Origin of the sequence: Thermostichus vulcanus str. 'Rupite', from assembly GCF_022848905.1 — a bacterium.
Lineage (GTDB): Bacteria > Cyanobacteriota > Cyanobacteriia > Thermostichales > Thermostichaceae > Thermostichus > Thermostichus vulcanus_A.
The window spans coordinates 60,667-79,458 of record NZ_JAFIRA010000005.1 but is presented as its reverse complement, the minus strand read 5'-3'; the positions used below and the strand labels follow the sequence as shown (position 1 = coordinate 79,458).

The following is an 18,792-nucleotide window of genomic DNA, read 5'->3' as shown; positions in this document are numbered from 1 at the left end:
TTTGCCCCTTACTCACAGTTCGGGCACCGGCCAGTCGGGAGGATGAATGAGATAAACTGTTCCGCCGGAATGCTCTAGCCACAAAGACTCCAACTGAGCACGCGGGTAGGTTCGCCGCACCTCTGCATCAGTCTTAGCTGCCGGATCGTTGACCACGGGATCCCCTGCGGCATCAAACCCCACCAAGACCGCTAGGTGGCCATCACTTTTGGGGATCGGTGCCCCCTGCAAGTCTCCCTCTGCCCAAGCAAAGCTGAAGATCACCGGCACGCCGGCAGCAATCCACTCTTCTGCTTGTGCAAAACTCTCTAGGCGCGCCACCACCCCAGCAAAACCCTGTTCGGCTGCATGGGCCACATTAAACACCCAATTGCCGTGGCCTCCATACACCCAGTCGTATACTCCAGCCACTGCCGAGCGCACCCTTGGCTCACAGGGGCCTGTGTCCTGCTGCCAGTAGGCCAGCACCATCGCCAAAGAGGTGGGGCTACACCACACCTCCCCCCCATCCGGGTAAACCATTTGGGAGCATTGCGGTACCTCCAAGACTTGACCCCAACGGGAGGGATCCCCTGGCTGCAAATGCTTGGGTTTAACGGGCACATTGGAAAGGGCAACCGCGATCTGATCCACCGTTGCCGAACGACCGGGATCCTGGGTGAAGAGACGCAACTGGATTTGGAAGGCTTCTGCTCCGTTCCGTTCATCCTCCAGTACCAATAAGTCGGTGTACATTGTGCCGTCTTCATCCCGTTGCCCTCTGACCGAATGACTGCCCAGCGTCGAGGGATCCGAGGCCCACACCCCGCCGTGGTACCACTTCGTCCAGCGGTTCTGAACCTTGGCGCGGATCAACAGCTCCAACCAAGTGCCTCGGGGAGTGCGGGCATTCCAGGAGGCAATCGCCCCCACCATATCGAATCCGGTGGCAACTACCGGACTCGTAGCCGCCCCCACCCAATAGCTACCCCCCGTATAAAAACCGCCTGACTGGGGGCCGGAGGAGCTGGGTTCTCCCGGCAGAGTCTGAACCAAGTCTGGGTCGGGATCCTGCTCTCGAACTAAGCCTTGGGGATCCAACTGCAGCTGTCCCTGGGAATTGATCCGGATCCCTTGGGTGGCCCAATCCTGAAACCCCTGACCTGCTCCTGCCCGCCAACGATGAAACCCCGTGCGATAGGTGGAGTTTGTCTGGGGTTCGGCTTGCATAGATACCGGCTCGAAGGAGAGTTGAGCTTGGCTTGACAGCGCTGGATAAACGGAGAAAAGCCCAGCCAGGAGTAACGGGATCCCTTGCCAGCTACCCCTGTATCTTGTGATGTACCTGGTGAGCATTTTTCTTCACCCGCCACTAATAGCGGGAGACCGATGGATGCCCACCAATGTACCAGCGCCAGGGAATGTCCGCTCCCTGGGTAATGCCAATGCGAGTGGTCTGCACAATTGGGGTTTGGGCCGGATCCAGCGGGGATCCCTCTAACCAAAAGCCCTCTTGATTCTTGGTTACCTGCCGCAAAGGCCAGCCATTGTGAGACCGATCAATTCGCAATGCCTGACACAAGAGTCCTGGCCCGGCCCCAACCCGTTCCGGTTTACGACGCTTCTGGGGTGGGATCCACTCCGGGATCGGGTCCAAATTCACGGCTCGAATCAACACGGCTGCTGGGATCCCTTCCGCTTCCGTGACAATGTTCAAGCAGTGGTAAATGCCGTAGATCAAATACACATACAAATGCCCCGGTGGGCCGAACATGACCCGGTTGCGTTCCGTCTGGCGGCGGTAGGCATGACAGGCAGGATCCCCAGGAGCGTAGGCTTCTGTTTCCACAATCTGGGCACGCAGTTGCGACCCATCGACAAATTGACGCACCAACACCCTGCCCAGCAAAGCTGGGGCCACCACAGGGGCCGGTTGACTCAACCAGTCCACAGCACCCTGGTTTCAGCCGCCAGCAATCGCCGGAACAATACTCACTTCATCCCCATCTTGAAGGGGGGTATTGGATCCCTCCAGGAAGCGGATATCTTCGCTGTTAACGTAAAAATTGACGAAGCGGCGCAGTTCCCCACTTTCATCACACAACCGTGCCTTAATGCCGGGACAGTTGTGCTCCAGAGAATCCAGCAATTCCCGAATTGTGGATCCCTCGCAATTCACCACCGCTTGATCCTGGGTGAGCTTCTGTAAAGGGGTGGGGATTAAAACTTTTACCGCCATAGCCAAATGCTCTCATCCATCCAAAACATCAAAAAATTAGGGTAGCAGCACCCCATCAATGCCGTGAATCACACCATTGGAGACGGGGATATCACCCACAATCACGTTGGCCCCATTCACCGTAATGCTGCCGTCGGATCCCACCTGTACTTGAACCGGCAAACCCGCCAGAGTGGTAAGGGTGGCCGATTGGCCCGGCTGCAAATCAAACGAGGTAATCCGCCCCGGCACCACATGATACGTGAGAATGCGCGTCAGTTGATCCCGGTTGGCTGGCTGCAACAAGCTCTCGACGGTACCGGCTGGCAACTGCCCAAAGGCAACGTTAGAAGGGGCAAACACCGTGAATGGCCCAGGGCCAGCCAAGGCCGTATTTAACCCTGCCGCCTGTAAAGCCGCTGCCAGGGTGGAGTAGCCACTTGGCAAAGTCTCCAACTCCACCGGGATGGTGTTTAACCCTTGGGGCTGAGCGATGGGGGCGAAGGCCAAAACAGTGACCACTGCCGCTGCCGCCGGGATCCAACGCCGAATCGAACTGAGGACAGACATGATGCAAGGCTCCTGTGCAAGCTAGGTAATGCTGGGCATCTTAATGGTTCTTCATTAAGAATTCTTTAAGAAGCTGTCCAATCAGCCCAACTCCCTATACGGAGACTTCTTGCCAATCCAAGCGTTCTAGAGTGCGCGCCCGCTCTAGCGCCTGTTCAAAGCTTTCAATCTTGGGTGAAATCAACAACGGATGCCCGACATGGGGTTGAATGGCTTCTTGGGTTTTCAAGCCATTGCCCGTGATATAAGCCACCGTCACGGCCTCGGGGTCGATCTGGCCACTTTCGGCAAGCTGCTTCAGCACCGCGATCGTCGTGCCACCGGCCGTTTCGGTAAAAATGCCCTCGGTTTCCGCTAGTAGCTTGATGCCCGCCACAATCTCGGGATCCGTGGCCGCTTGAATCTGACCGCCCGTTTTACGCGCGATATCCAGGGCGTAAATGCCATCGGCAGGGTTGCCGATAGCGATGGATTTGGCAATCGTATTCGGCTTAACCGGGGTAACAAAATCTCGACCTTCCCGGAAGGCTTGGGCAATCGGAGAACACCCCTCCGCTTGAGCGCCGTTGAAGGTCACGGGTTTATCGGCCACCAATCCCACCTTCACAAATTCCTGAAAACCCTTGTAGATCTTGGTGTACTGGGATCCAGAGGCCAAAGGAATCACCACCTGATCCGGTAGCTGCCAACCCAGTTGCTCGGCCACTTCGTAGGCGAGGGTTTTGGATCCCTCGGAGTAGTAGGGGCGTAGGTTGATGTTGACAAAGCCCCAACCATACCGATCCGCCACCTCCGAGCAGAGGCGGTTCACCTGATCGTAGTTGCCCTCCACCGCCATCACGGTGGGGTTGTAGATCAGGGATCCGAGCACCTTACCCGCTTCCAAATCTGCCGGGATAAAAATGGTGCACTCCAGCCCAGCATGGGCGGCAATCGCCGCTGTGGAGTTAGCCAAGTTCCCTGTGCTAGCACAAGAGACCGTCGTAAAGCCCAATTCTTTGGCGCGAGTCAGAGCCACCGACACCACCCGATCCTTAAAGCTGAGGGTGGGCATGTTGACTGCATCATTCTTAATGTAAAGATTTTTTAGCCCCAGCCGCCGCCCCAACCGTTCTGCTTTTACCAACGGCGTCATGCCTGTTCCCACATCAATAGGCCGCTCGGAGGTCACCGGTAGAAAAGGCCGATAGCGCCAAATCGAATGGGGCCCCTGCTGAATGCTTTGGCGAGTGACGGTTCGTTTCAGCCAGTCGTAATCGTAAGCCACCTCCAGCGGGCCAAAACACAGCTCGCAAACATGCTTGGCGACCGGTTCGTACTCTGCCCCACATTCCCGACAGCGCAGGTTACTGAAGCCCAGTTTCTGGGAGTCGGCAGTGCTAAGAGGTCTGGCAGATAGGGTTTGAGTCATGAGAGGTCTCGGTTTGGGGGATGGAGGAGCGCTAGATCTCTAGATCTTGTTTACCCAGGATTAAGTCGAATCGTATCACCCTGGATCTCGCCCGTCAACCAATCCAGATCTTTTCAGTCGGGATTAATTTTTTATGTAAACTACCCGATGCTCATACTACGCATCGCTAACAGGTAAAGAGCACAGGCTTTCGGTAGCCCTCCAGTCATCTCGCAAGATACAGCCCTTTGCGCCAAGGGTACGCTAGCGCGACCGCTAGTTATCCAGCACGGAATTCATCCCCCTCGCGCCAGCGGTGCGGAGCACTTTCGCCTTTGGAAATGGGTTTGGGCAGCAACTGTTGGTGTAGCAAACCCACGTTCACTTCAGGGATGCGGAGCATGAAAGGGCTGTAACCAGGAACCTCGAGGCTGGTTTACAAGCAGCCCGATTGATTGAATGTTTTTTGCCCCGTTGAAATCAGCATTGCCACACGAATTTGGGGCAACCCGGAGGAGAAGCCTGCGCCGCTCGCGTAGCGTTGTGTAGCAATAATCGTTTAGCGGTCGACGTCGGGAGTATGTCACGAGTCGATGTCTTCTGAGCGGGAAGACCAGGCATCAGGGGCAGATCTTTCCTGACTGGAGCCAACAGAGCGCGGGCGAAAGGAAGATTCCGGTTCGCTGGCACGACCAGTCAGCGGGATGGTTTGGGGAGTCACCGGAAAAGAGCGGTTGGCCTCTGGGGATCCCAGCCTGGGGTTACGGGTTGTACTGGCAGCAGGGGAAGCCTCGCCGGAAAAGGTTTGCCAAGCCGCCCGTATCCCCGCCCAAACGCTGCGGGCATTGACTTGGGCGCCACGGGCTTGGGTACGCGCTCCTTCAATGGAGCGGTTCACCTGCTTCACCACCTGTCCAGCCCCTTTCACCCCTTCATCGAGGCTGTCGGCGATCTCGCTCACTTCTAGACTGGTCAGGCGCAGGGCCTCCAGGGTAGGGGGTAACTCCCGCAGCAGTGTATCAAAAAAGCGCTCCACACTTTGGGCGGCTCGACCCAATTGGATCACCGCCGGGAGCAGCGTAATCACCACCGCCAAAATCCCCACTGCCACCAGACCTACCGAGAGGCCCAGCCAAAACACTGGGTCGGTCATCACGCCTCTTCCTCCCGATCTTGAGCTTCTGAGCTCGTCTCATCCACAGCCACAGCCCGCAGGTTTTGGGCTTGAATGAGTTCTTGCCGCTTTTGAACCATCGCCTCTTTGCCCACGGCCACCGCCTGTTGCAGTCGTAGCAGGGCTTCATCCAAACTCTTTTGGGCAGAGTCGAGCAGCTTTTCCGACTGGTATTGCAAACTGCTGGTCACATCCTCTGCCACCTCTGGCAAAGCCTCTGCCGATTTTTTGAGCAGTCGCCGGGTCTCACGCCCACTACGGGGGGCTAGGAGCAAACCAATGGCAGTCCCTACAGCTGTGCCCAACAACAGCCCACCGATAAATGCACCAGTCCGGTTCTCAGCCATGCCTTCCCAAGGTTGAAATGGATACGAGTGGCCCCGAAACCAGACTACCTTAAGATCCCTATGCTTCGAACCTACTGACTGATTCCCTAGAGAATCCGCAAGGGATCCACATCCAAGCTGACCCGGATCCCTTGGGGGGGGTGACCTATGGCTGTGCGGAGTTGAACCGCAAGTTGGCTACGGTCCCAAGGACAGTTGGGATCCTGCTTCAGCAAGATCTGCCAGCGATAGCGCCCACTCACCCGCTCCACCTGGGCAGGCCCCGGCCCCAACAGTTCCCCTGGGATCCCCTGTAGGCGTTCCGCCACCTGAGTACAGTAGCGCTCCAGCGGCTCGAGGCGAGGGCTGCTCAAGCGCATCAATAGGAGAGCCCGATAGGGGGGATAGCCCCCTTCCTGCCTTTGCTTCAGCTCTGCCTGCAAAAAGCTCTCGTAATCCTGAGCCAGCACCGCTGCCAAAATCGGGTGTTCCGGCAGGTAGGTTTGGATGATTGCCTGCCCTGGCAGGGATCCCCGCCCCGCCCGTCCCGCCACCTGGGTGAGCAGTTGGAAGCTGCGCTCCCCCGCCCGATAGTCCGACTGGTGTAACAGCCCATCGGCAGCCATCACTCCCACCAAGGTCACCTGCGGAATGTCCAGACCTTTGGTCAACATTTGGGTACCCACCAGCACCTGCGCCTCACCGCGACGGAACTGCTCCAGGAGATCTCGATGGGATCCCTTACGGCGGGTGGCATCGCTGTCGTAGCGCAAAATGGAGAGATCTGGCCAGTGCTGTTGCAGCACCTCCACCACCTTTTGGGTACCACTGCCAAAATGCTTCAAATAGGGGGATCCACACTCCGGACACCGCTGCGGATGGGGGCGTCGGGCACCGCAGTAGTGGCAGCGCAGATCTTGCCCCAGCTGGTGAAAGGTGAGGGAAACATCGCAGTGGGAACACATCAGGACAACCCCACAGCTACGGCAGAGCACGAAGGTACTGTGGCCCCGCCGCGGCACAAACAGGATCGCCTGTTCTCCTTTGTCCAGGGTTTGCTGCAACGCCTGACGGAGGCGACGGCTGAGGACAGTCCAATTCCCCGCCGCCAGCTCCTGGCGCATATCCACCAGTTCTAGGTGCGGCAGAGTAGCCGGGATCCCCTGTTGCGGAATCCGGTCTGGCAAGGGAAGGCGGATCCACTGCTGGGGAGCCTGAAGATGAGCGGCATAGGTTTCCACCGCGGGAGTTGCACTGCCCAACACCAAGGGACAACCCGCCAACTCGGCCCGCCACTCCGCCACCTGACGGGCGTGGTAACAGGGTTGAGGTTGATCCTGCTTAAAGCTGTCGTCGTGTTCTTCATCCAAGACAATTACACCCAGCTGAGACAAGGGAGCAAACACCGCCGAGCGTGTCCCGATCACCACCTGCGGCCCAGGACTGAGCATCTGCCGCCAGGTGTCGTAGCGTTCCCCATCCGAGAGGCCGCTGTGGTACACCCAAACCCGGGAGCCAAGGCGGGCACGAAACCGATCCGTGAGCTGGGGCGTGAGGCCAATTTCCGGCACCAACACCAAAGCCGACCCTCCCCGCTGCAACACTTGGGCGATCACTTGCAGGTAGACCTCCGTCTTGCCGGATCCCGTCACCCCATGTAGGAGAAACCGCTGCGCTTGTCCCAGGGCCGCCAGGATTGCCTGCACCGCTTTGGTTTGGGCCGTTGTTAGGGGTTTAGGCGGATCCTGTGGAGCCGTAGCCCCCCCGGTCTCCAGCCGCAGCAAAGGCCGTTCGTAAAGGTGAACACGCCCTTTGCGGGCCAGCCCCTGCAACACGGCGCGGCTCACCCCCGCTTTTGTGGCCCAGTCCGTCAGCAGCAGTTCCCCCCCCGCCTGCTGCAAACACTGCAGCGCCTTTTGTTGCGAGGGACTCAATCCCTCCGGGGAGGGATCCGCCAAACTGGCCGCCTGCTGCGTTTTGAGTTTTCCACCCCCACTCTCCTGCCAGTGGCTTTCCACCCAACCCTGTTGCTGCAATTCCCGTAGGGCGCCTGCGGCATTGGGCACCTGGTGTTGTAGGTAGCGCCAAGCCAAATCCCCCCCCCGCGCTTGCAGCAGTTGCAACACCTTTTGGGCAGCAGGGGAGCAAGCACCGGGATCCCCGCTGGTTGTAGCCAATAAGCGGATGCGGCGCTGGGAACGATTCAACAACCCCGGCGGCAAGACGGTGCGCACCACCTGGGCCAGAGGGGTGAGGTAGTAGTCGGCCACCTGTTGCAACAGCGGCCAAAACTCGCTGGGTAGAATCCCTTTGGCCACGACCGCTTCAATATCTCGAATCGACTGGGGATCCACCCCTTCCGGCAGATCGGAGCGCCAACCCAAAGCCACTGCCCCCGCCATCTGCTGGCCAAAGGGCACACTGAGCACATCGCCCGGTTGGGGGTCCCATTCCTGCGGCACGCGGTAGGTAAAACAGCCTCCCAAGTGGGGATGATCCACCCACACCTCAAGCCAGCGGGGAGGAACCGGTTGCAGCACGGGATCCCTCACGGACGGGGCAAAAACCTCGGCAAGTCGACCGCTTTCTTATTCACCCGCGCCGGGAGAGGCCGGGGTAGCGGTTGGATAGACGGCTTGACAGGGGCAGGCGTTTTGCTGGTCGGCTCCAGAGGCATCTCCTGTCCCTTGCGCTCCAAAGCTGCCTTCAAGCTGAGGATGTGCATCTGTTGCTCATCGTATTTCTCTTTCAAGTTCCGGTTTTCTTCATAGAGGGCGGTGCGTTCTGCTTGCAGAGCCCTCAGCTGATCTTCCCGCTTCTCCGCCTGAGCTTGCAACGCTTCGGTCTGTTCCTGTAAGTGGGCAATGGTGGTTTGAGCCGCCCGTAACTCCGGTTGCCAGTCCGGTTGAGCGGCAAGTTGGGCTAAAGCAGCTTGTAACTGCTGCTGCAGCTGGCTGTACCGTTCCTGCAACTGTTGGTACTCCTGCTGCCAATGGGTAACTTCCGCTTGCGCTTGGGAGAGAGCCACTTGTAATGCCTCAGCCTGGGCTTGCCAGTGTTGTCGTAGCTGCTGCTGTTCCAGGGATCCCTGGCGGAGGTGTTCTTGATTGGCCTGTAGAGCGGCCACTTGAGCTTGTGCTGCCTCTAGAGCTGCTTCCAGTTCCTGCCGTTGTTCTTGCCAGCGCTGCTCTGCTTCTGCTTCGGTTTCCGCATAACCCGCCAGCCGCGCCTCTAGGTGTTCCCGCTGTTCTTGCCAGGCAGCCTGCTGATCCCCGTGGAGGGCCCGCAAACTGCTCAGCTCCGCTTGGGTTTCGGCAATTTGCGTCCGGGCAAGGGAGAGTTCCGCCTTAAAGCGCTGCAACATGTCTACCCGTTTTTCCGCCAAATCCTGTGCCTCCAGGAGAGAAGCTTGTAACTCCTGTTGGCGATGCTCCCACTGACGACGCTCCTGGGCGTGGGCTAGCCGCAACTGCTCGATCTGTTCTTGTAGGGCTTCAATATCCTGCCGTTGACGTTCGTTGAGCCGCTGACGGGCCGCGATCTGCGCCTCCCGATCCGCCACTTGCACGGCCTGATCCGCCAAAACCTGTTGCATCTGCTGCAAAGCCTGCTCTCGCTCCTGCAACCGCTGTTGCTGCTCGGCCACTTGCTGCCGTAGGGCTTGATACTCTGCCTCCCGATTCGGATCCGGTGTGGGCTGAGCCTTCAATTGCAGCAGTTCTAGCTGTTGCTGCTGTTTGCGCGCCTGCAGTTCGGTTTGGGCCAGTTGAGTGCGTAAGGCCTGCACCTGGGCTTGCAGTTGCTCCTGGAGGATCTGCCGCTCCTGCAGTTCCGCCTCGGCTTTGAGCAAGCGGGCCTCTAGCTGTTGTCGCTGTCTCAGGGCTTGGTGGTGCTCTGCGTCGGGATCCCGCTCTGGGGGCAAGCCATCAGCGGGTGGGATGTGCCCTGTCGCTGCTGACGCGCACGGATCCAAATCACCTGAGGGAGAGACATGCATAGGTTGAAGAGAAGATGAAGAGTCGGGCAATAAAGTTCCTTGCAGTATAGAGAGATTTTTCAGTGGACTCAAGCTAGGTGAATTCCCCTGTAAAGATCCCTGCTCTGTGGGCATTTTCGAACCTGTTTCTTCCCCTTGAGCTGTTTCCAAATCGGGGAGTTGCCCATCGGCTGCAGCTGTTTTGCTTTTTCGTCTGGGGGCGCGAGCCCGACGAGAGGATGCTTCCCCACGTTTAGGAGTGGACTCTGGCCCGTTGTTGCCTCGAGAACCTGCCACAATTGCCCCCTATCATCACCACCAACACCCATCCAGCACACCCAGGATGGTTCGCACCATCTTAATCGGTTGCCTTCAAAAGCGTCTCCGACCCAATTGTAGGGGGGTTTTGGCAAGGCTTTAGGGGTCTGTTGAGGAGTGTGACGGGCTGATTACCACAGCAACAGCCGTCCAGAGCGGAAAGGGAGCCTGTGGAAAACCGTCTGGCCTTTGTCCCTCACTTTGCGATACTGCTAAAGGTGATGTTAAGAACTACAAACTATGGTGATGCAGGATGTGGCCAGTAGTCAGCTTCAATCTTTCCGCCAGCAGATAAGCCCACCGGGATCCCAGTTGCGCTTTACTCGTTCTACCCCCTGGAGCATCCTTTTAGGTCTGCTTTGGGTTGCTCCTGCCCTTGCTCAACCGGACTCCCCTGACCCTGCCGCTTTTGTCTTACCTGACAGCCGCGAAATCATCACCCCCGCTCCGCCCCCCACCTTGTCCATACCACCTGACACAATACCACCTGACACAGCTCCCACTGTTGCCCCAGTTCTGGAGGGATCCCTGACGGCAGAAGAATTGGTAGTCCCGCAATCCCCCTTGGAAGTGCGGATTGAGCGCAGAGAAGGCCTATCTTTAGAGGAAGCTCTGGATATTGCTGTAGCCCAAAACCCCGCCATCCAACAGGCAGAATTGGCCGTGCAACGCGCTGAGGCAGGAATTGCTCTGGCAGAGGCCGCCTATGCCCCTACCCTCTCCAGCAGCGCTAACTACCAATACAGCGATGCCCCTTCTCCGGGGGGTGGGCCCAGCCGTGAATCCCATACTCTCTCGGCGAGCGTCGTGCGGGTGGAGTATACCGCCTTTGACAGTGGCCTGCGGGATCAAAACTTAAAGCTGGCCCAGGAAGCTCTGCGCATTGCCCAGTTGCAATTGGAGCAAACCTTGCAAACGGTAAAACAAAGTGTGGCCAATGCCTACTATGACCTGCAAAGTTCTGATGCCAGCGTTGCCATCAGCCAAGCCGCTGTTGAAAGCTCTGAAGCCACCCTCCGCGATGCCCAGGCGCGGGAACGGGCAGGATTGGGAACCCGCTTCGAGATCCTACAGGCAGAAACAGAAGTGGCCAACAATCGGCAAACGCTACTGGCGGCACAGAATACCCAACAACTGAATCGTCGTCGCTTGGCAGAGTTGCTCAACTTTCCCAACCCCACCGATGTGGTGGCCAGTGATCGCATTGAGCCGATGGGGGAATGGGATCTGAGCCTAGAAGAGACAATTGTGGCCGCCTTTGCCCAACGGCAGGAACTGGAGATTCAACGGCAACAACTGGAACAAGCCCAAAGTCGTGTGCGCCTGGCAGAAGCCAGCAATGGCCCCCGTATTGGGTTGTTCGCCACCCTCGATGCCGTCAACGATTTCAACGCCAGCCGCGACAGTTTTGATGTGGGCTACTCGGCAGGGGCCAATTTTAGCTTGACTTGGTTTGATGGGGGAGAGTCTCAGGCTCAAGCCCGCCAAGCCCAGATTGATGGGCAAGTGGCCGTGAGCAGTTTTGTGGGATCCCGCAACGAAATCCAACGGGGGGTGGAGGAAGCCTTCCTGACCCTGGCATCCAGCCGCGAACAGATCGATGCAGCCAAAGTGGCGATTGCTTCCGCAGAAGAAAGCCTGCGCTTGGCCCGTTTGCGCGTGCAAGCCGGGGTCGGTACCCAAACGGAGGTGATCAACGCTGAAACAGCCCTGACCACCGCTCGCGGGAACCTCTCCAATGCCATCCTTGCCTACAACCGCGCCCTAGTGCAGCTACGCCGGGCCACCGGTACCCTCTAGTTCATTCAATCAATATTGACAGCTTGTTAATTGCTTCTCTAGCCAAGTCCGCAACTGTTGTACCGTCAGTCGCGGCGAAGGTTGGGGCAAAGGGCGCTCGGGATCCATTGCCAGGCTGAGCACCGGAATTTCCAACTGGTAACGCTCCCACCAAGTGGAATTCGTGGTGATGTCGCGGATTTCCAAAGCGGGAATTTCCGGAATCTGCCAGAGTTTTTCGGCTAGCCCTTCGCAAAGGTGACAACCGGGTTTGCTGTAGAGAATCAGCGGGGGCCAAGCTAGGGTTCCGATCATAGGTTCTCAGGGGATAACGGCGCAGGCTAAGCGACGATGTTGCAGCGAGGGCATCTGCCGCCGTACCGATTGCAGGCGATCGGGATCAATCTCGGCAATGGCAACCCCTGGTTTTTCACCCCCTGCATCCGCCAGGATCGCACCCCAGGGATCCAAAATCATGGCGTGGCCATGGCATTGCCGCCGTTCGTAATGGTTGCCCACCTGGGCCGGAGCGATCACATAGCAGGTATTCTCAATCGCCCGACATTGCAACAAAATTTGCCAGTGATCCCGACCTGTGTAGGCGGTAAAGGCAGCTGGAATGAGCAAGATCTGGGCACCGCGATCCACCAAAGAGCGGTATAGCTCTGGGAAGCGCACGTCGTAACAGACCGACAATCCCAGGATCCCCAACCGTTCCTGCTCACAGGTCACCAGTTCATCGCCACTGACCACCGTGCTGGACTCCCGGTAGGTGTTGCCATCGGGCAAGTTGACATCAAACAGATGAATTTTGCGATAGCGGGCGATTTCCTTACCCTCGGGATCGTAGAGGGCGGCGGTGTTGTAGACTCTGCCCTGCCGATCTGGGACAGGATACCCTCCGCCCAGGACAAACACCTGGTATCGCTGGGCCATTTTGCCCAAGAATTCTTCTGCTCGGTCTGAGATCTCTTGGGCAAGGCGAGTTTTCTCCGCCTCTGGTCCCATAAAGGCAAAGTTTTCCGGCAGTGTCACCAGCTCACATCCCTGCCGCACCGCAAAATCAATCCACTCTTCTGCCTGCTGCAAATTGCTGGCCAGATCGGGAATGCTGGTCATCTGAATGGCGGCTGCCAGGTAGGGACGCATAGGGAAAACTCCGGAAGAGGCTGAGGTATCCTAAAAAGCTTGGGCAGAGGCTCAACCGACCAAATGCCACCAGCCAAAGGTTGGGCCTACAAATCGGATGACAACCCAAACAATGGCCAACAGAATGATGCCTGTCCAAGCTCCGCGGGTTGTCCAATTGTAGATCGTGCGGGCTTGCCCCTTGGTGAGGGGAATATCCTTCAGTTTGGGAAACACCAGCTCTTGGTCAGGATCCTGGGTTTCACGGGTTTTGCGGCGCTTAGCTTCGCCCATCGGTGGCCTCCAAGTTACCGTTTGCGGCGCAGGGGTAGCGACTCTTATCTTAATCTCTTAATCACAAGGGAATCTCAGGGGATCCCTGGTGAAGTGTCACCCCTAACCATTGATAACCTTCTATCTCCAGGCGATGACTGCACCGCTCAACCGGCAATCCACAAGGGGGATCCCTGGTGGGCTTGGGGGCGGCTGTCCTCTTCTTCGGTAATGGCCACTGTCTGTACCCACTGCACCGATTGAAACACAGGCGGCAGACGAAGCTCTTGCTCTAGGTGTCTGGCCCTATCCACGCGAAAGGCCTCGATGAGAATGGCCCCAGCTTCATCGGTGGTAAAAGGGGCTCCCGGCTCTAACACCACCCAGAGGGCATACACTCGTCCTTCCGGCAGAGGGGGTAAATCCCGCGCCAGCAAGCGGCCCTGCAGGCGATCTGGATCCACCTCTACCGTGACAGAGCCGGTGAGATTTTCGGCAGTGGGCTGCAACTCATAGGTCAAAACCGCTCCCGGCACCTCCTGCACCTGCGCTACCTGTAGCCGGCGCCACAGGTAAAGATTCCCCAACCCCAACGCCAGGATCAGCCCAGCCGCCAAAGCGCCCACGGGACTCAGCCGGGATCCCCAGGAAAGCCTACGCCCCGGAGTTGGCAAAGGCTGACGGGCTTGTTCCGCTTGAGCCTGTAACAGGGAGGCTCGCAGTGAAGGGGGCGGTTGCCGTTCCTCCACAGCGTGAGCCATTTCTAAAGACTGCTGGAGAGCTTCCAGTTCCTGTTGCAGTTGCGGTTGCTGCTTCAAGATAGCTTGCAAACCTTCCGCCTCCTCTGGGGAGAGATCCCCAAGGACATAGCCCGCCAGCCACAGTTGCAGTTCTTCTGGAGATGCTGATTCTGCTTTCATGACGGGCCTCTCCCTTTGGGATCCAATAATTGCCGCAGCCGTAGCAGTCCTCGCCTCGCCCTAGCCTTGACGGTGCCCAAGGGAAGATCCAGTTGTTTGGCGATCTCCGATTGGCTCATCCCTTCGTAATAGGCCATTTTCAAAATTTGCCGTTGACTGTCCGATAACTCTGCCAAGGCTGTTTGTACCTCTTCTACCTGTTCGGTTTGGGAAAGGTGCTCAAAGGAGGGATCCCCGCTGCTACTTCCTTGTGCCTGTAGTTCCACTTTGCCCCGTTCCAAAGACCGCTGTCGATTGCGCCAGGATCGCAGCCGATCCAAACAGCGGGAGCGAACCAGAATGCCCAAATAGGTGCGCAGGGATCCCCGCTGGGCATCGAATGAGGAACGAGACAGGTTCAAAAAAATATCTTGGGTGAGGTCCTCGGCTTCGGCAGCATTGCCCAGCACCTTGTAGGCAATACCATACACTAAGCCCACATGCCGGTCATAAAGGATGGCCAGTGCCTGGGACTGACCCGCCTTGAGAGCCGAAAATACCTCTGCATCTGTGCTCTCCTGCAGGGATCTGCCGGTCTTATCACCCTCGAATTTCATCATGGGCAAGGGAGCACCGCAGGGAAGGAACAACAGAACCAGCTAGACGCAGGCATGGGGGAAAGAACCGTTCCCAGGAAGAGGCCCTCCATAATCTATCGTTTGCAAAAATAGGGGTCAAGCTAGAGCAACGGAGCCAGGAAGGCTCCACTGGCTAGCCCAACCCCAGAGCGCGGAATCGGGCCAGCCCAGCGCACCCGGCGAGAGAGGAAGGAAGGGTTCACCCAGGGCTCAACTGAGGCTCAATCCCCTACAAAGCGGCCAAGCCCAAAAAGGGTCCACCTGCCACCGTACCCAAGGTTGTGGCTCGCCCAGAGCTCAAATCAATTCGATAGAGGGTGGATCCCCCAATGGCAAAGCCCGTGTCCACACCATTGGTATCGGTACGAATATCAAACCCGCCCACAGAGCCAAAAGGAACGCCCAAGGGGCCAATCGGGGTAAGCACACCGTCATTGGGAGGATTTTGCAACACCAACAGATTCCGTTCCCCATCAATGTTTAGCAGTCGGGTGGATTGGGCTCCAGCCACGTTGTTGGTGTAGGCAGCCGCCGTGATCGCCGGTGGGGATCCCTGGAGTTCCCCAGGGGCAAAGGCTAAGGTGCCATCCTGAATCACTTCACCGGTATCGACATTGATGCGGAAGTTCTGACCGTTGGCTCCCACCAGCCGCAGACGATCCGGAACGGGGTTGAAATCCATGCCGGAAAGGCTGCCCCCTGTGAACGGAACCGACAGCCTGCTGGCAACGGTGGCTGCTCCCGTCTGTAAGTTGATGGTGTAGAGGATATTGGTATCACTAAGGGCATAGAGGGCTCCATTGGCGGGGCGCACATCTATCCCGATCAAATTGCCATTCACCCCAGTCACCCTCAGGGATCCCTGTACAGACGCATCTGCAGAACGAATCAAGGTAAGGCGATTACCGCTGCTCAAAGCCACCAAATCGGCTTGGGAGGGTATCATGCCCATCGGAGAAGCATTGCTGCTACTACAACCGAGCAGAGCCAAGCCACTGGCCACTAAAGAAACAAGATGCTTACGCATGAGAGTGTTCCCTAAAAAGTCAACAAACGGTAGTAGAGGCGCACCCCGCTCTCATCCACACTCAACTGCAGATCAACTCCCTACCCTTGCGGGCAGTTTCTTCTCAGTTCAAGCCCCAATCAGGGATCCGGTTGCTTTCCGGGATCCCTGTTTTGTCTGAAAACCTTGAAAACCCATGAACACCATTAGGGTTTTCAGCAGGGTATTTGCGGCCTCTGCAAAGATTACGCCCACCTCTTCGATTTGGATGCCTGAGGAGCACGGATCGATCCATTCAACTCGCCATTCGACTTGGGATCCCGTCACCCTTCCTGCACACTCAACAGCTGGGATCTAGCCAGCCGTTGCAACCAGGGGGTGAGAAACTCTCGATTGGCCAGTTGTTGTTCCGGATCCTGAGTTTCCAATGGGTAGGGAGCCAAAGCCCGCAGAGCCGCTGTGGTCACACAGAACATGGATTTCTGGAAACTCAGACAGATCTTCACCCGAATATCATCTTCTCCCCGCAGACTGCGGCGGTAGTGCTCCTCTAGGTAAGGGGGCAAATGGCGCAGCATATCCTGCATCAACAGGGTGGGCGGGATCCCGGCACTCCCTACTGGCAGGGGATCGGCATAGAGGGCACCATAGGCAAAATCCGCCTGGTCTTCCGGGATTTGCCCGGCCTGCGCATTGTAGGACAGGGTACCCATGAAGGGAAATGAGCGAAAAAACACCGCCTCCACATAGGGAATGGCCGTATCCGGCAAAAAGGTTAGCCCCACCGACTCTGGGATCACCTCATGGCGTTGCCCCCAAATGCAAGGGGCATAAGTAATCGGTTTGTTGGCAGCCTCCACCAACCCCTGCTGCACATGGGCCACCACATCTGGAATTGTCAGGTGAGGCTCACTCTCATAGCGTTTGGCCAAGGCCAAAAAGATATCACTCATCACCCGCCAAAACTGACCCAAGCCGCTGTACATGGCCAGCATGCGCACCTGCTCCAAAGCAAACTCCGGAAAGAGGATCCCCAGTCCCTGCAAAAAGGGATTGAATTGAATTTTGGCTTGAATGGCCGCCTTGGCCCGCTGAACAAACTCCGGCGTATCCAGATAGCTATCCAACCCGCCGCCCCCATGCCAAAGCATCGCCTTCATGCAATATTCCGCAAACTCATAGTTAATGCGGTCATGCCAGAGGTAGCGCAGCCACTTGCCGAGGGTAATCTCGCCGTTGAAATACTTAAAGGCCGGAAAAAGCTCGAGAAATTGATGGTCGGCAATAAAGATCAAATTGCGGGAATAGGCATCCAATACCTCCCCATAGCTGTGCAGGATCCCGATCACCTCCAGACGGTTAATCCGCGAATCCGGTAAAAGAGCCCCACCCGCCTCCAACCGTTGCAGAATCGGGCTAATCCGCACCTGATCTAGGGGATCCAGGCCCACCAGGAGAAAACAGGAGGGAGAAAGAGCAGCGCCATCACGAGGGAGAGTGGAAGCCATAGGAGGAGGAAGGGTCAGGATCAACAGTGAGAGGGTGAGATGAACACCGGATTTACAGCAGGGACAAGGGACCCTCTGCAGCCGTAACGGGTGCAGTAGCTATTGCTGGTGGGTGCAACAGATGAGCGGTTGTGGGTTCCACCCATCCCGTCACCCAAGCCGGTTGTAGGCCCAAGAGCACCACGAGCACCGCCAAGACTGCGGCAGGCAACCGTTCTCCCACGCGGCGGCGGGGCATTGCAATAGCCACCTCCGACAAGCGGCCAAAAAAGGCGCGGTTCACCATCAACAGGAAATAGGCTGCCGTCAAGCCCGTCCCGATCATGCACAGTAAGGTCTGCAGCGGAAACATCGGAAAGCTGCCGCGAAAGACAACAAATTCAGCGATAAAACCCACCATGCCCGGCGTACCCCCACTGGCCATTACCCCCAACACCATCAAACTGCCAATCAAGGGTAAGCCCCGCTCGGGATTCAGCAACCCCTCTAGCAGCTTTAGATCCCGTGTACCTGTGTTGGTGTAAACTGCCCCCACCAGCAAAAAGAGCAGCGCCGAAATTAAGCCGTGGCTGATCATTTGAAAGATGGATCCCACCAAAGACAAAGGAGTGGCCGCCGCCGCCGCCAATAAAATGTAGCCCATGTGGGCGATTGAACTGTAGGCCACCAACTTCTTCATATCCTGCTGCACTAGGGCATTCAAGGAGCCATACAGCACGTTCACCACTGCCCAACCCGCCAACCACGGCCCCGCTTGTTCCCAAGCATCCGGCAACAGTTGCAAACCAAACCGCAACAGACCATAGGTGCCCAATTTCAGCAGCAATCCCGCCAAGAGCACCGAGATGGGGGTGGACGCTTCCACGTGAGCATCCGGCAGCCAGGTATGAAAGGGGACCAACGGGATCTTAATGGCCAATCCCACCAAAATCGGGATTAACAATAGGCTCTGCTGCAGCAAGGGCAAAGGATGAGCCTGCAACACCGTGTAGGTGAAGCTGTTGGTATCACTCAGCCAACTGAGTCCAAAGAAGCCGATCAAAAGCAGGATCCCGGACAGAGCCGTGTACACCAGAAACTTGGTGGCGGCATAGGTACGGCGTGGCCCGCCCCAAATGGCAATTAGCAAGTACAGCGGAATTAGCTCGACCTCATAAAACAGGAAAAACAGCAGCAAGTTTTGCGCCAAGAAAGCCCCTGCCACCGCTGCTGCCAACATCAACAACAGGCTGTAATACAGACGGGGCCGCTCCACTTGGCCACTGGCCCAAATGGCAATGAACATCAGCAAACCATTCAAGACCACCAAGGGCAGGGAAAGACCATCCACCCCCAATTCGTAAATCAAACCCAACTGCGGGATCCAAGCCACGGTCTCCGTCAGTTGTAAAGAGCCCAGATGGGGATCAAAGTTCAACAGCAAGCCTAAACTCAGGCCCAAGAGGATTAGCCCAAAGATCAGGGCTAAGGTTCGATGCACCTGCTTATTCCCTCGTTCGGGGATCAACCCAATCACGGCGGCCCCCAGCAATGGGATCCCAATCAGTAGGCTTAACATTTCTCTCTCCCAGCTGCTCGCACGCTCACCCTCAAACCTCTAGCAATTGCAA

General features: G+C 57.4%; 20 protein-coding genes. 1 reads left to right on the top strand and 19 read right to left on the bottom strand.

Features of this window, described 5'->3' with window-relative positions:
- Window positions 1-12 precede the first annotated feature (12 nt).
- The 10 genes from JX360_RS03640 to JX360_RS03600 all read right to left on the bottom strand — a co-directional run bounded on the left by JX360_RS03640 (window position 13) and on the right by JX360_RS03600 (window position 9,630).
- Window positions 13-1,209 (bottom strand): peptidase C39 family protein, encoded by a 1,197-nt coding sequence (locus tag JX360_RS03640; RefSeq protein ID WP_244349217.1) that lies wholly within the window; start codon window positions 1,207-1,209, stop codon window positions 13-15.
- Between the two features lie 142 nt (window positions 1,210-1,351).
- Window positions 1,352-1,930: a DNA-3-methyladenine glycosylase gene (locus JX360_RS03635; protein ID WP_244349216.1), complete on the bottom strand. Its 579-nt coding sequence runs from the start codon at window positions 1,928-1,930 to the stop codon at window positions 1,352-1,354.
- 12 nt (window positions 1,931-1,942) lie between these two features.
- Complete coding sequence (locus JX360_RS03630; protein WP_244349215.1) at window positions 1,943-2,218, bottom strand: MoaD/ThiS family protein; 276 nt, start codon at window positions 2,216-2,218, stop codon at window positions 1,943-1,945.
- Between the two features lie 36 nt (window positions 2,219-2,254).
- The gene (locus JX360_RS03625) at window positions 2,255-2,767 is read right to left on the bottom strand and encodes a fasciclin domain-containing protein (protein WP_244349214.1); all 513 of its coding nucleotides are present in this window, start codon (window positions 2,765-2,767) and stop codon (window positions 2,255-2,257) included.
- A gap of 94 nt (window positions 2,768-2,861) precedes the next feature.
- Window positions 2,862-4,178 (bottom strand): threonine synthase, encoded by a 1,317-nt coding sequence (thrC, locus tag JX360_RS03620; RefSeq protein WP_244349213.1) that lies wholly within the window; start codon window positions 4,176-4,178, stop codon window positions 2,862-2,864.
- 259 nt (window positions 4,179-4,437) lie between these two features.
- Window positions 4,438-4,560 carry a hypothetical protein gene (locus tag JX360_RS17465; RefSeq protein ID WP_279611211.1) on the bottom strand — a complete coding sequence of 41 codons (123 nt, stop codon included), beginning with the start codon at window positions 4,558-4,560 and terminating at the stop codon, window positions 4,438-4,440.
- Between the two features lie 180 nt (window positions 4,561-4,740).
- Complete coding sequence (locus tag JX360_RS03615) at window positions 4,741-5,310, bottom strand: hypothetical protein (RefSeq protein ID WP_244349263.1); 570 nt, start codon at window positions 5,308-5,310, stop codon at window positions 4,741-4,743.
- Window positions 5,310-5,678, bottom strand: a complete 369-nt coding sequence (locus JX360_RS03610) for a YtxH domain-containing protein (protein WP_244349212.1) — start codon at window positions 5,676-5,678, stop codon at window positions 5,310-5,312. The genes JX360_RS03615 and JX360_RS03610 overlap by 1 nt, the downstream gene beginning before the upstream one ends.
- 86 nt (window positions 5,679-5,764) lie before the next feature.
- Window positions 5,765-8,197 carry a primosomal protein N' gene (gene priA, locus JX360_RS03605; RefSeq protein ID WP_244349211.1) on the bottom strand — a complete coding sequence of 811 codons (2,433 nt, stop codon included), beginning with the start codon at window positions 8,195-8,197 and terminating at the stop codon, window positions 5,765-5,767.
- A gap of 8 nt (window positions 8,198-8,205) precedes the next feature.
- Window positions 8,206-9,630 (bottom strand): coiled-coil domain-containing protein, encoded by a 1,425-nt coding sequence (locus JX360_RS03600; RefSeq protein WP_244349210.1) that lies wholly within the window; start codon window positions 9,628-9,630, stop codon window positions 8,206-8,208.
- A 561-nt stretch (window positions 9,631-10,191) separates the two neighbouring features.
- Here JX360_RS03600 and JX360_RS03595 point away from each other — a divergent pair.
- Window positions 10,192-11,751 carry a TolC family protein gene (locus JX360_RS03595; RefSeq protein WP_244349209.1) on the top strand — a complete coding sequence of 520 codons (1,560 nt, stop codon included), beginning with the start codon at window positions 10,192-10,194 and terminating at the stop codon, window positions 11,749-11,751.
- A gap of 9 nt (window positions 11,752-11,760) precedes the next feature.
- Here JX360_RS03595 and JX360_RS03590 read toward each other — a convergent pair whose 3' ends face one another.
- The 9 genes from JX360_RS03590 to JX360_RS03550 all read right to left on the bottom strand — a co-directional run bounded on the left by JX360_RS03590 (window position 11,761) and on the right by JX360_RS03550 (window position 18,740).
- Window positions 11,761-12,045 (bottom strand): glutaredoxin family protein, encoded by a 285-nt coding sequence (locus JX360_RS03590; RefSeq protein ID WP_244349208.1) that lies wholly within the window; start codon window positions 12,043-12,045, stop codon window positions 11,761-11,763.
- A 6-nt stretch (window positions 12,046-12,051) separates the two neighbouring features.
- The gene (locus JX360_RS03585) at window positions 12,052-12,879 is read right to left on the bottom strand and encodes a carbon-nitrogen hydrolase family protein (RefSeq protein ID WP_244349207.1); all 828 of its coding nucleotides are present in this window, start codon (window positions 12,877-12,879) and stop codon (window positions 12,052-12,054) included.
- Window positions 12,880-12,930: 51 nt separating this feature from the next.
- Window positions 12,931-13,152 carry a DUF2839 domain-containing protein gene (locus JX360_RS03580; protein ID WP_244349206.1) on the bottom strand — a complete coding sequence of 74 codons (222 nt, stop codon included), beginning with the start codon at window positions 13,150-13,152 and terminating at the stop codon, window positions 12,931-12,933.
- 146 nt (window positions 13,153-13,298) lie between these two features.
- Window positions 13,299-14,051, bottom strand: coding sequence for an anti-sigma factor (locus JX360_RS03575; protein WP_244349205.1), 753 nt, complete (start codon window positions 14,049-14,051; stop codon window positions 13,299-13,301).
- Entirely contained in the window at window positions 14,048-14,647 is a 600-nt protein-coding gene (locus JX360_RS03570; protein ID WP_425244352.1) for a sigma-70 family RNA polymerase sigma factor, read from the bottom strand. Before JX360_RS03570 ends, JX360_RS03575 begins: the two co-directional genes overlap by 4 nt.
- A 250-nt stretch (window positions 14,648-14,897) precedes the next feature.
- Entirely contained in the window at window positions 14,898-15,695 is a 798-nt protein-coding gene (locus JX360_RS03565) for a DUF4394 domain-containing protein (protein WP_244349203.1), read from the bottom strand.
- A 108-nt stretch (window positions 15,696-15,803) separates the two neighbouring features.
- Window positions 15,804-16,001: a hypothetical protein gene (locus tag JX360_RS03560; RefSeq protein WP_244349202.1), complete on the bottom strand. Its 198-nt coding sequence runs from the start codon at window positions 15,999-16,001 to the stop codon at window positions 15,804-15,806.
- A complete protein-coding gene (locus JX360_RS03555; protein ID WP_244349201.1) occupies window positions 15,998-17,182 on the bottom strand; it encodes a CO2 hydration protein in 1,185 nt (394 codons plus the stop codon). Before JX360_RS03555 ends, JX360_RS03560 begins: the two co-directional genes overlap by 4 nt.
- Window positions 17,183-17,234: 52 nt before the next feature.
- On the bottom strand, window positions 17,235-18,740 hold the full coding sequence (locus JX360_RS03550) for an NADH-quinone oxidoreductase subunit M (RefSeq protein ID WP_244349200.1): 1,506 nt from the start codon (window positions 18,738-18,740) through the stop codon (window positions 17,235-17,237).
- Window positions 18,741-18,792: the final 52 nt, after the last annotated feature.

Bases quoted from the DNA above. Each gene is read 5' to 3' on its own strand.
- JX360_RS03575 (WP_244349205.1), bottom strand. From the start codon at position 14,051: ATGAAAGCAGAATCAGCATCTCCAGAAGAACTGCAACTGTGGCTGGCG.
- JX360_RS03630 (WP_244349215.1), bottom strand. From the start codon at position 2,218: ATGGCGGTAAAAGTTTTAATCCCCACCCCTTTACAGAAGCTCACCCAG.
- JX360_RS03565 (WP_244349203.1), bottom strand. From the start codon at position 15,695: ATGCGTAAGCATCTTGTTTCTTTAGTGGCCAGTGGCTTGGCTCTGCTC.
- JX360_RS03615 (WP_244349263.1), bottom strand. From the start codon at position 5,310: ATGACCGACCCAGTGTTTTGGCTGGGCCTCTCGGTAGGTCTGGTGGCA.
- JX360_RS03610 (WP_244349212.1), bottom strand. From the start codon at position 5,678: ATGGCTGAGAACCGGACTGGTGCATTTATCGGTGGGCTGTTGTTGGGC.
- JX360_RS03590 (WP_244349208.1), bottom strand. From the start codon at position 12,045: ATGATCGGAACCCTAGCTTGGCCCCCGCTGATTCTCTACAGCAAACCC.
- JX360_RS03555 (WP_244349201.1), bottom strand. From the start codon at position 17,182: ATGGCTTCCACTCTCCCTCGTGATGGCGCTGCTCTTTCTCCCTCCTGT.
- JX360_RS03595 (WP_244349209.1), top strand. From the start codon at position 10,192: ATGGTGATGCAGGATGTGGCCAGTAGTCAGCTTCAATCTTTCCGCCAG.
- JX360_RS03625 (WP_244349214.1), bottom strand. From the start codon at position 2,767: ATGTCTGTCCTCAGTTCGATTCGGCGTTGGATCCCGGCGGCAGCGGCA.
- JX360_RS17465 (WP_279611211.1), bottom strand. From the start codon at position 4,560: ATGCTCCGCATCCCTGAAGTGAACGTGGGTTTGCTACACCAACAGTTG.
- JX360_RS03570 (WP_425244352.1), bottom strand. From the start codon at position 14,647: ATGAAATTCGAGGGTGATAAGACCGGCAGATCCCTGCAGGAGAGCACA.
- JX360_RS03580 (WP_244349206.1), bottom strand. From the start codon at position 13,152: ATGGGCGAAGCTAAGCGCCGCAAAACCCGTGAAACCCAGGATCCTGAC.
- thrC (WP_244349213.1), bottom strand. From the start codon at position 4,178: ATGACTCAAACCCTATCTGCCAGACCTCTTAGCACTGCCGACTCCCAG.
- JX360_RS03585 (WP_244349207.1), bottom strand. From the start codon at position 12,879: ATGCGTCCCTACCTGGCAGCCGCCATTCAGATGACCAGCATTCCCGAT.
- JX360_RS03550 (WP_244349200.1), bottom strand. From the start codon at position 18,740: ATGTTAAGCCTACTGATTGGGATCCCATTGCTGGGGGCCGCCGTGATT.
- JX360_RS03640 (WP_244349217.1), bottom strand. From the start codon at position 1,209: ATGCAAGCCGAACCCCAGACAAACTCCACCTATCGCACGGGGTTTCAT.